This is a genomic window from Brevibacillus centrosporus (genome assembly GCF_003710815.1).
GTDB classification, from domain to species: Bacteria; Bacillota; Bacilli; order Brevibacillales; family Brevibacillaceae; genus Brevibacillus; species Brevibacillus centrosporus.
The window spans coordinates 67,097-79,959 of record NZ_RHHP01000003.1; the positions used below are offsets into that span (position 1 = coordinate 67,097).

Sequence of the window (12,863 nt, forward strand, 5' to 3'; positions counted from 1 at the left end):
CGCAAAGGACAGGAGGCTGATCATAACTGTTGCTGCGTGTTTATTCCACTTCCATCACGATTTTTCTCGCAGCATGGACGAACATTTTTACGCCTACCGCAAGCGCATCCTCGTCGATCGTAAAACGTGGATGGTGATGTGGATAGGTGATGCCTTTCTCCTTGTTGCCTGCTCCTACGTAGAAGAAGCAGCCCGGAGCTTTTTGCTGGAAGGCCGAGAAGTCTTCCCCGCCCATGTTCGGGCGCATATGATCAACCCACTCAGCTCCCAGAGCTTCTACGACGACGTCTTCCATCAACTGGGTTACTTCGGCATCATTGATGACTGGACGATAGCCAAATTCATAGGTGAATTCATAGGTTGCACCATGCGCCTCGGTAATCCCTTTGATTACACGCTCCATGAGCTTTGGCACTGTCTCGCGCAATTCTTTGTCAAAGCTGCGCACCGTTCCGCAAATTTCTACAGCTCCCGGAATGACGTTGTGCGTCGTACCGCCCACGAACTTGGTCACAGAGAGCACCAGATTGTCCAATGGATCGGTAGTGCGGGAGACGATATGCTGCAGGTTGGTTACGACCTGCGACGCAATCGCGATGCTGTCGATGGTTTGATGCGGAAGTGCTGCGTGACCGCCTTTCCCATACACGTTGATCCAGAACGTATCAGGGGCTGCCATCATCGGTCCAGGGCAGATCCCGATGGTTCCGTACTCCATCGTCGACCACAGATGGGTACCGATCACCAGGTCAACGCCGTCCATTACGCCTGCTTGCACCATTTCTTCTGCGCCGCCCGGATAGATTTCCTCAGCATGCTGAAAGAAAAAGCGCACTTCCCCTTTGATTTTATCCTTCATGCCAGACAGGATCTTGGCCGTTCCGAGCAGCATGGAGGTATGCCCGTCATGACCACAAGCATGCATGACACCCGGGTTTGTGGAGATGAAATCGAACGTGTTTTCCTCCGTGATCGCAAGCGCGTCAATATCCGCGCGCATCGCCAGCACCTTGCCCGGCTGGGAGCCGATCAGACGTGCCATGACACTGTTTTTGGTTGGACGTGAGAGCTCCAGATTGTCAAAGGTCGACAAGATATCATAGATGAACTGCGCCGTCTTCTCTTCGTGAAAGGACAGTTCTGGATGCTGGTGCAAATAACGCCGCCATTCAATTACTTGTTGCTTGACCTGCTCTACCGCTTGGTTTAGCTCTGCTGCTACTGTCATTTCCTTCTCCTCCTCCAAATGCCTCTCGTTTATCGCTTATTTCCCACTCGCCAAAGAAAGCACGGTACGATACAGGACTTGTGCGCCGTTCCCACAATCTTCTTTGCTCGTATACTCCGCCGGATTGTGACTGATACCATCCTTGGATCTGGCGAAGATCATCCCCACGGGACACAGCTCGGTAAGCTGCATGCAATCGTGTCCAGCCCCGCTTGGAAGGGTAATCGTCTCGAGTCCCTCGGCCGCACACGCAGCCTGGATCGCCGATCGAATTTCCTCGGAGCACACAGCTGGATTGATCCGCTGCAGCAGTTCTACTTGCAGCTTGACACCACGTTTGGCACAGATCGCTTCTGCTTCGGCCATGATCGCTTGCTCCACCTGATCACGCACCTGAATATCCACGTCCCGCAAGTCCAGCGTAAATTCTACGCGTCCCGGAATGATGTTGACGCCTCCCGGGAAAACCTGCAGCTTTCCGACTGTTCCGACACTGATTTCCTGACGAGCTGCCTGGCGCTCGATGACGAGCATCACTTCTGCTGCTGCTGCCAACGGGTCTTTTCTCATGTTCATCGGCGTGGCACCTGCGTGACCGGCCTCGCCCTCCAGAATGAACTTCAGCCAGAGCGGACCTGCTACCCCACTGACGATTCCGACAGACAGATCGCGGCTTTCCAGTACTTTTCCTTGCTCGATGTGCAGCTCCACGTACGCCTTTACGCTGCCAGGCTCTCTCGCTGCCTTGCTGATCTGAGCTGGGTCCAGGCCGACGTTTGCCATCGCTTCGGCAATCGAAATCCCTGCTTCGTCCCGACTGACCAGCTCGTCCTCTTTCAGCAAGCCCGCAATACCGCGGCTGCCGATCATTCCGTAGCCAAAGCGGGTACCTTCTTCATCTGTAAAAGCAATCACTTCGATGGGATGCTCGGTCTCAACGCCCTGCTCATTCATGGTTTGCAGCGCTTCGACACCGGAGAGCACGCCGAGCGGTCCATCGAAATTCCCTCCGCTCGGTACCGAGTCCAGGTGAGAACCAATCAATACCACAGGAGCATTTGGGTTTGTTCCCTCTTTGCGGCCGATCAGATTGCCTACCTCATCTTCTCTCACAGAGAGTCCCGCTTCTTTCATGAATCCTGTAACCAGGTCTTTGGCTGCACGCTCTTCCGGGGAAAAAGACAGCCTCGTGATTCCTCCCACTTCCTGAGTACCAATGGAACTCAGCTGCATCAATCGGTCCCACAAACGATCCGCATTGATCAAGATGAAGCACCTCCTCGTACGTCTATTTTTTACGTCGATTCTTTAATAACGGTTGATTTTCGGTTATGTCCTTTAATTGTATAGTAGTCTGTCTATTTTGAAAAGGATAACCCGAGTTGTCGATTCGGATTTTTTCTAGAAAGCTACCACGTAATCCGGTAAACTTTGCGAGGACGTCCCCGCGGATTCGGGCTTTCTTCTCCAACCACCTTCGCGAGCCCTTTGGATTCCAGCTCCATGAGGATTCGGCGAGCGCTGCGCGGCAAGATTTGCATCGACTGCGCCAGCTCATGGGCATTGATCTCCATGGTCTTTCGCTTACGGAGAATCGAGTCCAGCTTGGATAAGGTGAGCACGCTGAGCGATGTTTGTTCGCCGAGCTTCTGCAGCCGTGCAGAGACACTGCTGTAGGACAGCTGCTCACTGCTGCCCAATGGGCCAACAATGCTCTTGTCGTCAAAAAACACCATCCAGTTGGCAGCCCCTCTCTCCTTGGCATGGAGCAAAGCCGTTCCCGCATGGATTTCCGCTTCGTTGGCCGTCTTGCCAATCCCGATCCCGCATGTGACAGCGTCCGCCTCGATTCCAAAGCCTTCCTCCAGATCCGGCATCGTCGTAAAGCCAGTCGTCGCGTTCTGCAAAATGCCTCGGGTCGTAAAGATGGCATAGCGTCCCGGTCCCGCTGTTTTTAAAGAGCCGTGCAAATGCTTGGCGTAGCGCAGCAGCTTTTCCATCGTCTTGATTTCCGCATTTTGCCAGTCGTCTGTCGCAAACGTGCCTCCTGCCAGCTCGCGGAACGGGTCGATCTCCATCATCTGCACCGCGATCTGTGTGTCTTTGAAGTGCAGCATTTCATTGGTTCTCAGCAGCATGTGGATCACTGCCTGCACACCTGAACGAGTCGGAAGGACACGATGCACGGGTACTCCCCTTTCCCGCAGCTCCAAATCAGCTGTACGCAAGCAGGTCACCGCCGCACGGGTCTTGCCTTCCTTCCACAGCTGCTCATGGTAGTCAGCGAGCTCGCCTGCCGTGATCACGCCATCGTAATGCTTGAGCCAGCGATGACCGCCCTCGATCCCTGCTTCCTGCAGAAACAGGTCCAGCTCATCGACAGAAAACGTATCGAAGCTGACATCCTGAACCCGGATATTTTGTTGATGGGACAAATAAAGCAGTGTTCGATAAAGGCTTGCCCCCATATGCGGGACATACGCCATGGGGACCTTCACCTTCCCCCATGCCTTCACCAAGCTGTACGGTACTTTACCGGAAAATAGCCACATATCCGCATCGTGAACGTGCGGCTCTAGTAAATCAACGATGTCTTCTTCCTTCCAATAGACGATTTTCAGACATTCCAATTCCGAAAATTCTCGTGTGACAGACTCGATAATCTCCAAGGAATCGTCCGCGCCCAAGACCCCTAGACGTAGCTTCAAGGCGTGCCCTTCTTTCCTTCGATGTTTCTTTTACGATAGCAGATATGCGTTTGCGAGGAAACGCTTGCTTCTTACGTATCCTTTGGCTTGCTGACAAACTGCCCCAAACGATGGGCGCCATACAGGAGCGGGATGATCAAAACGACGTACGGCAGCGTGCTGAACACCATCGACCAGGTAATCACTCCCTCTGTGAACAAGCGGCTATACGCGAATAAGCCGTAGGGCAGCGTCAAAGTAACTGCAGTCACCACACCTGGCGTGTATGTGCGCAGCAGAAGACTCTGACCGATGTGGGTAAAGCTGTGCAGGAAAAGTACGTGTAGGCAGACGAGAAAAAATGGCAGAAACGTTCTCTCTTCCCAAGTGAAAATGGTGAGTATGACAGCGGAAGCCAGCACTACGAAGATACAGGTGACCGCTACTGCAAACTGCGCCGTGCTCATGGTCAACGACGGCTCGACCATCCCTTTGAACCAGCGCGGAGCTTTCTTGATGACGACCCCATTGTATTTTCCCAGCCACTCTTCTACGACGATCAATTCTTCCATGTCATGCAAGACAAAAACGACCAGCAAGAGCCAAATCCAGCTCGTTACCTCCAGCATCACACTACGCCTCCCATGCTTGATTCGATTAGGCTTGAAGCATACCGCCCGCCAACAGAGCCACGGCTTCATCTGCGAGCTGCTCCGCCGTCTTTTCTCCTGTCAGCAAAAAGCGAATGGTCAGCCGATGCAGCATCGCCACTATGGATTCAGCCGTGACCTCGACAGACAAATTTGCCTTCACATGACCTGCCTCCTGATTTCTCCGCAGATTGTCAGCTACGATCCCAGCCAGCCTGCGATGCAGGTCTTCCCCCTCCGCTTGAGTCAATACGATAGTGGTCAGCTCTGGCATCTCCATGAAAAAGCGAAACAAGTCCAGCAGATTTTCCTTCAATCTGCTCTGCACCTCGTGCGACTTCAACGGTGTGACTTTGCGTCCTGCATCGGATAGCTCCCAAAGCTTTTTGAAAAAACGATCCATGAGCTCCTGGTAGAGCAATTCCTTGCTTTCGAAATACAAGTAAAACGCTGCCTGCGTCAAACCAGCCTGGCGAACGATGTCACTGACTCGGGTGCGATGGTAGCCCTTGGCAGCAAATTCGGATGCCGCTGCTTGCAACAGGCGCGCACGGCTCATCTCTCCTTTTCGGACTTTCGCTTGTGTCATGTGTTCACCTCAAAAGTAACTCTAAAGTTATATAACTATATAGTTAGTTTTACATTATCTGGATCACCAGTCAAGTACCCCTTGCTTTTTTCAAAATCACTAGGTAAAATGATTGCTCAAAGGGAAACATTTGATGGCAATGAGGAAGAAGAGTAGGCATTGATGAGACTTCAGAGAGCTGATGGTTGGTGCGAATCAGTGTCAAGTGGATGTTGAATGGGCTTCCGAGCTCCAGACCGAACCCGCTTTTTTGCTGGCGACAGTAGGCTCTGGCGTATTCGTCCGTACGTTATCATCGGACACCGTATCATAGGTACGGGTTAAGAGATTTTGCGCATGACTTTTTGTGTGCGTGAAATAACAAGGGTGGCACCACGGTTCATTCGTCCCTGTCCAGGGCGGATGGACCTTTTTGTATTTATGTGAGCTTTTCTCCAAACGACTATGGGAAACAAGAAAGGAGCTTCACCACTATGAAAACCATTTTCTCCGGCATTCAGCCCAGCGGTATTCTGACCTTGGGCAACTACCTGGGCGCCATGAAGCATTTCGTACCCCTCCAGGAAGAATTCAACTGCTTTTACTGCATCGTGGACCAGCATGCGATCACGGTTCCGCAAGACCCTGCCGTTCTGCGCGAAAACATCCGTCGCCTGGCTGCCCTCTATCTGGCTGTCGGCCTCGATCCTGAAAAGGTGACCCTGTTCATCCAATCCGAAGTGCCTGCTCATGCCAAGCTGGGCTGGATCATGCTCTGCACCTCCTACCTCGGCGAGCTGGAGCGCATGACCCAGTTCAAAGACAAATCCGACGGGCGCGGTGAATCTATTCCTGGCGGTCTCTTGGCTTACCCGCCGCTGATGGCAGCAGACATTCTTTTGTACGACACCGACTTCGTGCCGGTTGGCGAAGACCAAAAGCAGCATCTGGAGCTGACCCGCGACCTGGCGACCCGTTTCAACAACCGCTACAGCGAAGTCTTCAAGATCCCCGAAATTCGCTTGCCGGAAACAGGCGCACGCATCATGTCCCTGCAAGACGGCACGAAGAAAATGAGCAAATCCGACTCCAACGTAGGCGGATTCATCTCCATGCTGGATGACCCGGATACCATCACAAAAAAGATCAAGCGCGCGCAGACCGACTCTGACAGCGCGGTACGCTACGACAAAGCCGAAAAGCCTGCCGTATCGAACCTGATGACCATCTACTCGCTTTGCTCTGGCAAGTCGCTGGAAGAGATCGCGTCGATGTACGAAGGAAAAGGCTACGGCGCTTTCAAAGGCGATCTGGCTGAAGTCGTGGTAGAGACCCTGCGTCCGATCCAAGACCGCTACAATCAGCTGATCCAGACCTCCGAGCTGGACGATATCCTCACAAAAGGTGCCGAAAAGGCGAGCGAAACAGCAAACAAAGTGCTTCATCGCGTGGAAAAAGCAATGGGTATGGCTCGCCTCGGATAATCGAGGAGAAAACGAAAAAGACGGGCAGAGACATCTCTGTAGCCCGTCTTTTTGCTATTCGGTCAGTCTTTACTTCGTTGTTTCCGAAACCGTCATCTGTCCCGGCTCGGTTACTTTTCTCGTAGCGAGGCTCGCCACCAGCATCACGATAACATTGACCACCAGGGCGAATACCCCGTTGTTCAAATCCTGAATCCACTGCGGCATTCCTGCAAACAGCATCGCCATCGTCGTTTTGGTAAAGGTCATGTAGACCACGATCCCTACCCCAAAGAAAATCCCCAAAAACGCTCCCTGCTTGGTAATGGCTCATTCGACCGCAGGCAGAGGAAAAGAATTCGGCAAAGGTAGCCAAAGTGTTTGTCGTTCTCCTGTCTCTCGTATGTGGAGGAATGGCTCTCGGCGAGAACAACACGCTGGCAACGCTGTACCTCACGTCCTTCTCGCTCGTGACACAGCTCGCACCCGCTCTGTATTGCAGCTTGATGAAACGCAAAACCGTATACATTCTTGGTTAGCATGGTTGCCGTCGACATCAGCATCATGGAGCCTGGTACCAGCGTGGACAACAGACCTGTCGCACCGATGATACCGACAAACCAAGGATCAAAGGTCTTCATCGATAGCTTCAGCAGGGCGTAGTCGCCATCTGCCCCCACCAAGCCCGGCACTTCCACAATCGCGGTGAATCCGACGAAGTAAACAAACAGGATCATCAGGGCATACAGCGGAAGGAGAATCGCATTGGTTCGGAAGGTTCGAGCACTTTTGGCGGCAAAGATCGTCGGCGCATTGTGCGGCCACATGAAATAGCCAAACGCACTGATCGCGACTGTTGAAATGAACCAGCTTAGGCTCATGCCTTTTTCAGGCAAGGTCAGAATGCCTTCTTTGGCTGTGTTCACGGCTTCAAACATCTGTTGAAAGCTACCGTGGTAATGGATAGGCAAATAGATTCCGAGGAACAGGATCACAAAGAAAATGAGAAAATCTTTGACGGTAGAAGTCCATGCCGATCCGTGAATACCGGAAATCATCACGTACACCACCAGCGCCACCATCCCGATCAGAATCGCGACACTAGGAGATATCGCTCCATAGGATGTAGCGGATACGAGAATCCCCATCGATTTAAACAAGAGGACAATATAAGGAACCAGCGCTACAACCCCGACGATCGTTACGAACACACCCAAAATCGGGCTGTCGTATTTCGAGGCGAAGAACTCCGATTGGGACACCAGATTATGCTTTTTGGCATATTTCCAGATCGGAGGCAAGAGCCAATAGGAGGTCATCGCGCCCAGGGTCGTAAAGGCGATCAGATAAAAGCCGACTGCCCCTTTCGAGTAAGCAAGACCGCTGGTACCGAGCAAGGTAAAGACCGAGTAGGTTTCACCCGCAAGCAGCAGGAAGACAAACAAGCTGCCGAAGCCACGGCCACCAATCGCCCACTGCTCCATCCCCATGTCCTTCCCTCTCCGTGGTCAGAGGAGATCAGCTCGATATCGCCTGCCTCCAGATGCTGCCACAGTCCTGCTACTTCCTCCGGATGACGCAGCGGCGGGTTGTTTTTCGCTTTTGGACCAAACTCATCCAGAGCGTTTATATCCAGCAGCAGGTACGGGTAGCAGGTCTCGCAGGTCACTTTTACGCCTTGAGCTTTGAACTGCTTGATCAAATCGATGGTACGAGGATGGCTCACATGGACGATGTGCAGCTTGACGCCTGTCCAGTACGCGAATTCCATCAGTTTGAGCACAGCACTCGTCTCCGTCAGAGGCGGGCGCGTCTCGTTGTGCGCTTTTGGATATACCTTGTTCGCCTGTTTGTATTCATCGATCATATCTACGATAATCTCGTCGTTTTCCGAGTGGAAGGCTGCCCGCAAGCCTGTCTGTTCGATCAGCTGCATCGCCTTGAGGATCTCTGGATCGGGAATGCGCGGGAAGCGATAGGCATCCGTCTCGAAGGTCGACATTTTAAAGGCAACGGCTCCTGCTTCTGCAAGCGGCACGATCTGTTCGGTACCGCCTGTTTTGGAGATCGTTCCCCACAAGCAGATGTCGACAACGGCTTCTTTCTCGAGCTGTTGTACCTTTTTTTCAAAGATTTCTACATTGGAAATGGGATTCGGCAGGTCGTAGGGCATGTCTAAAAAAGTCGTGATGCCTCCTGCTGCCGCGGACATGCTTGTCGGAATGAAGCCCTCTTTCGGATTACTGAAACAGTGGACGTGCACATCAATGGTACCTGGGAACACATAAGCGTTTTCAAAATCGAGTACCTTGTCTCCCAGAAGCTGCTCACCCGCAGGCTGGATGGTCGCGATCTTGCCATCCTTTACCCCGATCTGTCCCGAAATCACGCGGTCTTCGCCAACAATCTTGCCTCGTACTACCAAATCGTACTTCTCCATTATGTCTCCCACCTATCTTTACAGATAGCGCTGGATCGACTCCACAGCTGCTTTCAGCATGGCAACCAGTTCTTTTCCGTCCTTCTCGAGCATTCGGTCACGCGGTCCCGCGATGCTCAGCGATGCGGCTACTTGCTGATTGGAATCTAGGATGGGTACACCGTAGGACACGACTCCTTCGTCGATCTCGCCGTCCGAGAAGGCATAGCCTTTTGCTCGTATATCAACGAGGTCTGCTCGCAAGGCAGCCAGATCCGTAATCGTCTGATCGGTGTGCTTGCGGACATGTCCCTCAGCGAACAAGCCTTCGAGGACCTCCTCTCCCAAATAGGCCAGCAGCGCTTTGGAAGAGGCGCCGCCATACAGAGGGACGATTTGTCCTTGCTCCGAGGAAACCTTGATCGGCTGATGCGAAGGGACGGCCTCGAGGCAAACTGCCTGCAGATTGGAGTGAACCAAAAGAATCGACGTCTCTCCCGTATCTTTCGTCAGCTGTCTCATGACCGGCTGCGCAATTGCGGATATGTTCATGTCCAAACGAACGATTTTCGCCAGTTTCAAAAAGCGGTAACCCAAGCTGTAGTGGCCATTGGCCGATTCCATGACGTAGCCTTTTTCTTTCAGCAGCCGCAAATGACGGTAAACAGAGCTCTGGGGCTGACCCAGCTTGTCAGCGATCTGCGGAACGCTCAACGCTCTTGTATCAAAATCAAATAAATCCAAAATGTCTAATGTCTTTTCAGCACTCATCGGTATGTGTATCCTTCTTTCTTCTAGTGATCTCCCTCCTAACAGATTAGCACATGAGCGGATCACGTACCATTATCAATATTCGATAATTGATTATCAGTTATTAAATTTTGTGTATTTACTATAGCGTACGGGGAATCCAAAACACAACTCATTTTTTCATTTGCCAGAAAATAAAGCGCAAAAAAAAAGCCGCCATCCTTGTCGGATGGGGCTTTACGCTGCTTTTTTGTTTTCTCCTCGAAGCGGGATTCTCCATTTTACGATGGCCGACCCCAGCATAAGGACTAGACCAGAAAAGACAAACACATACGACACCGAGAAATGACCAGCGATAAAACCGCCGATCAAAGGCCCTGTCAAGTTGCCGAGAAATTGGCAGCTTGAGTTCAAACCATACGACCTTCCCGAAATGAAGTCAGGCGAACGCTTTTTGATCAGTGTCTGAATCGAAGGAAGCATCCCCCCGAGCAACAGTCCTTGGCAAAATCTCCAGGCATACAGCGGATAAATGGAATCTGTCCAGACCTGTTGAAAAATGACCAGCCCTGTGCAAAACATGATAATGGGGAGAATCTTGCTCTGACCAAACCTGTCCCCCAGCCTCCCCAGTATAGGAGAACCGATGATGTTCGCGATGCCTGTAACGGAGGTGACCAATCCCGCGAGAAACGCCAGATTGTTCACATCACCTACAATCGATCGCACAAAGATGGACATCATGGAGCTGGTGCTCATCGTCGCTGTCTGGATGGCAAAGGTCGCAAAAAACAGGATTGTCAGATTGGGATTGGCCAAAACTTCGCGAAACGTGCCTGTTTTTCTTACTTCCCCTGCTGCGACCTCTACCCGATCAGGAGGCAGAAGCCACTGCACCAGAAGCACCGTTATGATCATCAAGCCCCCCGTGACAGCAAAGACGGTATGATACCCAAACCAGTCGGACAGAGCCCCTCCAAACAGCGGTCCGATAATCCCGCCGCTCATTCCGCCCGTATAAAGAAAACCGATTGCCTTCCCGAGCTCCTCCCTCGGCGTCGTCTTCGATAAGTAAGAGTAAGATACCGTGATAAAGCCGGAGAAAAATCCGAACACAAAGCGCAAAACGAGCAAATACAACGGAGTCGTGGTGAAAAACATCAGGATGTTGATGATCCCCATCCCAATCCCTGCTCTTACCAGATTTGTCTTCTGGCCGTATTTGTCCGCTACAGCCCCCCATACCGGCGCCATAATCGCCGCAGACAAAAAAGTGGCCGAGAAAATCATCCCGGTCCACATACTGACTTCCTTCCCATGAGGCACTCCCATATCCATCAGGAACAGTGGGAGAAAGGGCATAATCATACTCATCGAGCCTGAAATGATAAAGTTGCAGATCCAGAGGATTCTCGCATTTCTTCTCCAACTCATGGCGCATCCTCCCTTTATTGTTAGAATATACCGAAAATTACTTTGTTCTGCTCATCCATTCCCCATGCTTGCTCATAGGGACCCGTAGCGGAGGCAGCTCCACGTGCAGCATTATATACCTAAGTAATTAAATTGTCCAGTTAGAGCCGCCATAGATCAATCCGCCATATGAATATCAATAAAAAAGCATGCTTGCCTGCGAGGAGGCCTGCATGCCTTTTTCTCCCAAACGGAGCTGCTCTTACTCCTCGGGCACTTTCATATTGCGAGCGATATACAGGATTGGCGTCGACGCCGCAGATACGAGGAATTTGATCAAATACGTAGTCAACAGGATCTCCCACCATACATCCATCGGGTACACGCCCCAAAAAGCAATGGTGCAAAAAATGATGGAGTCAAGCAGCTGACTGACCAGCGTGCTGCCGTTATTCCGAATCCAAAGCTGATTGCGTCCGGGACACTTTCGTTTCAGCCAGGAGTAAATTTTCACATCCACGAACTGACTGATAAAATACGCGCACAGACTTCCCAAAGCTACTTGCGGCATGAGCCCGAATATCGTTTTCAAGGCTGGCTGGGAAATATCCGATGCTTGCGGCTCGAACAGCAGAACAAGCTGCATGATGATCGTCGTCGCAATCAAGGTAAAAAATCCAAACCAGACGACTTTCTTGGCGGCCTTCTCGCCGTATTTTTCATTCAAAAGATCGCTTGTCAAATAGATCGACGCATAAATCGTGTTTCCCAGCGTCATCACCAGTCCGAACATCTCGATCGTTTTGACAACTTGAATATTGGCTAGCACAGTAGCCATTCCAAGCCACGCATACAACCCCATTCTCCCGAACAGGCGGTAGCAGAGCAGAAAGAGCCCGTAGTTTACCAGGGCAAATCCCACTCCCAACAGCACATTAAACATAGATAATGCCTCCTAGTTTTGATAACGCGGGAGTTTACGAACCGCGGCCCTTTTTGGGCATTTCATCATTGTACTTTTTTTCATATGCCTTGGCAATCCTGATCCTTCATCGATCCAGAAAACAAAAAAACAAAAAAAGCCCGTAACAGCTATTTGCCGTTACGGACGACTCCATCATTTATTTTTCGCGTACAGCCAGTTGTAATAACTGGCATGCTTCATCTCATCGGTCATGATTTCGAAAATGGTATCACGATATTGAACGGGAATGTATTTGTAAATCACTCGATATTTCTCAAACGCCTTCAACTCACCCATCAGTGCTTGCTCAATCCCATCCAGATAGCTTGCTGGCTTCTGAAAGGTTTCACCCTCTTCACTCACCCGCGGACGCTGGCCCGTCAGTTGCGTGTAAATTTGCCGGAAGTAACTATTGTGCTTTCGCTCGTCATTTCGGATCCCTGTAATGACCTGCTTTTCTTGTTCGGTAGGAGCAACGCTGAGCAAATAGTCGTAAAAAAGCTCGTCATGTCTTTCACCAGCAATCGCTTCTTGGATAAGTCGAAGAACGGTTTGCATCCGTTCCTGTTCTTGGCCGTGGTCATCGTGCTGCATGAACGGTTGGTAGGAAGCGTAGGCATAAGGGCCGTACCAATAGCCATTCATCGGAGAACACCCTTTCTTTTTTAACAAGTTATTCGCCTATGATTGAATGGGAGCCTGACCCGTTCCTGTCCCTTTT

The 12,863-nt window shown here is 51.4% G+C and carries 11 protein-coding genes, 2 pseudogenes and 1 other annotated feature; of the genes and pseudogenes, 1 reads left to right on the top strand and 12 read right to left on the bottom strand.

Translation table 11 applies throughout. From position 1 onward, the window contains the following. Positions 1-40: 40 nt before the first annotated feature. The 5 genes from EDM55_RS04750 to EDM55_RS04770 all read right to left on the bottom strand — a co-directional run bounded on the left by EDM55_RS04750 (position 41) and on the right by EDM55_RS04770 (position 5,154). Positions 41-1,228: a M20 family metallopeptidase gene (locus EDM55_RS04750; protein WP_092266156.1), complete on the bottom strand. Its 1,188-nt coding sequence runs from the start codon at positions 1,226-1,228 to the stop codon at positions 41-43. 36 nt (positions 1,229-1,264) lie between these two features. Further along, a complete protein-coding gene (locus EDM55_RS04755) occupies positions 1,265-2,494 on the bottom strand; it encodes a Zn-dependent hydrolase (protein WP_092266157.1) in 1,230 nt (409 codons plus the stop codon). A 143-nt stretch (positions 2,495-2,637) separates the two neighbouring features. After that, positions 2,638-3,936 (bottom strand): helix-turn-helix domain-containing protein, encoded by a 1,299-nt coding sequence (locus EDM55_RS04760; protein ID WP_092266158.1) that lies wholly within the window; start codon positions 3,934-3,936, stop codon positions 2,638-2,640. A gap of 71 nt (positions 3,937-4,007) precedes the next feature. Beyond that, positions 4,008-4,544: an HXXEE domain-containing protein gene (locus EDM55_RS04765; protein WP_092266159.1), complete on the bottom strand. Its 537-nt coding sequence runs from the start codon at positions 4,542-4,544 to the stop codon at positions 4,008-4,010. A 28-nt stretch (positions 4,545-4,572) separates the two neighbouring features. Further along, the gene (locus tag EDM55_RS04770; RefSeq protein ID WP_122959733.1) at positions 4,573-5,154 is read right to left on the bottom strand and encodes a TetR/AcrR family transcriptional regulator; all 582 of its coding nucleotides are present in this window, start codon (positions 5,152-5,154) and stop codon (positions 4,573-4,575) included. A 130-nt stretch (positions 5,155-5,284) separates the two neighbouring features. Continuing rightward, positions 5,285-5,548, top strand: a binding site (T-box leader). 79 nt (positions 5,549-5,627) lie between these two features. On the opposite strand from EDM55_RS04770, the gene trpS reads away from it, so the two are divergent. After that, complete coding sequence (trpS, locus tag EDM55_RS04775; protein WP_122959734.1) at positions 5,628-6,617, top strand: tryptophan--tRNA ligase; 990 nt, start codon at positions 5,628-5,630, stop codon at positions 6,615-6,617. Between the two features lie 69 nt (positions 6,618-6,686). Here the strand turns inward: trpS and EDM55_RS04780 are convergent, their stop codons facing one another. The 7 genes and pseudogenes from EDM55_RS04780 to EDM55_RS04810 form a co-directional block, all read right to left on the bottom strand. Then, positions 6,687-6,902 carry a hypothetical protein gene (locus EDM55_RS04780; RefSeq protein ID WP_122959735.1) on the bottom strand — a complete coding sequence of 72 codons (216 nt, stop codon included), beginning with the start codon at positions 6,900-6,902 and terminating at the stop codon, positions 6,687-6,689. A gap of 215 nt (positions 6,903-7,117) precedes the next feature. Then, positions 7,118-8,101, bottom strand: a pseudogene (locus EDM55_RS04785) (sodium:solute symporter family protein); the annotation flags it as partial. Positions 8,102-8,118: 17 nt separating this feature from the next. Beyond that, positions 8,119-9,036 (bottom strand): annotated as a pseudogene (locus EDM55_RS30735) (dihydroorotase); the annotation flags it as partial. A gap of 18 nt (positions 9,037-9,054) precedes the next feature. Continuing rightward, positions 9,055-9,786 carry an IclR family transcriptional regulator gene (locus EDM55_RS04795; RefSeq protein WP_092266167.1) on the bottom strand — a complete coding sequence of 244 codons (732 nt, stop codon included), beginning with the start codon at positions 9,784-9,786 and terminating at the stop codon, positions 9,055-9,057. Positions 9,787-10,002: 216 nt separating this feature from the next. Further along, positions 10,003-11,199, bottom strand: a complete 1,197-nt coding sequence (locus tag EDM55_RS04800) for an MFS transporter (protein WP_122959738.1) — start codon at positions 11,197-11,199, stop codon at positions 10,003-10,005. Positions 11,200-11,440: 241 nt separating this feature from the next. After that, positions 11,441-12,121 carry a queuosine precursor transporter gene (locus EDM55_RS04805; RefSeq protein WP_122924298.1) on the bottom strand — a complete coding sequence of 227 codons (681 nt, stop codon included), beginning with the start codon at positions 12,119-12,121 and terminating at the stop codon, positions 11,441-11,443. 174 nt (positions 12,122-12,295) lie between these two features. Further along, positions 12,296-12,787: a ferritin-like domain-containing protein gene (locus EDM55_RS04810; protein ID WP_092266170.1), complete on the bottom strand. Its 492-nt coding sequence runs from the start codon at positions 12,785-12,787 to the stop codon at positions 12,296-12,298. Positions 12,788-12,863 lie beyond the last annotated feature (76 nt).

What these genes read in the sequence shown, in the direction of transcription:
- EDM55_RS04750 (WP_092266156.1), bottom strand. Translation starts at nt 1,228, where the DNA reads ATGACAGTAGCAGCAGAGCTAAACCAAGCGGTAGAGCAGGTCAAGCAA.
- EDM55_RS04765 (WP_092266159.1), bottom strand. Translation starts at nt 4,544, where the DNA reads ATGCTGGAGGTAACGAGCTGGATTTGGCTCTTGCTGGTCGTTTTTGTC.
- EDM55_RS04770 (WP_122959733.1), bottom strand. Translation starts at nt 5,154, where the DNA reads ATGACACAAGCGAAAGTCCGAAAAGGAGAGATGAGCCGTGCGCGCCTG.
- trpS (WP_122959734.1), top strand. Translation starts at nt 5,628, where the DNA reads ATGAAAACCATTTTCTCCGGCATTCAGCCCAGCGGTATTCTGACCTTG.
- EDM55_RS04795 (WP_092266167.1), bottom strand. Translation starts at nt 9,786, where the DNA reads ATGAGTGCTGAAAAGACATTAGACATTTTGGATTTATTTGATTTTGAT.
- EDM55_RS04800 (WP_122959738.1), bottom strand. Translation starts at nt 11,199, where the DNA reads ATGAGTTGGAGAAGAAATGCGAGAATCCTCTGGATCTGCAACTTTATC.
- EDM55_RS04805 (WP_122924298.1), bottom strand. Translation starts at nt 12,121, where the DNA reads ATGTTTAATGTGCTGTTGGGAGTGGGATTTGCCCTGGTAAACTACGGG.
- EDM55_RS04810 (WP_092266170.1), bottom strand. Translation starts at nt 12,787, where the DNA reads ATGAATGGCTATTGGTACGGCCCTTATGCCTACGCTTCCTACCAACCG.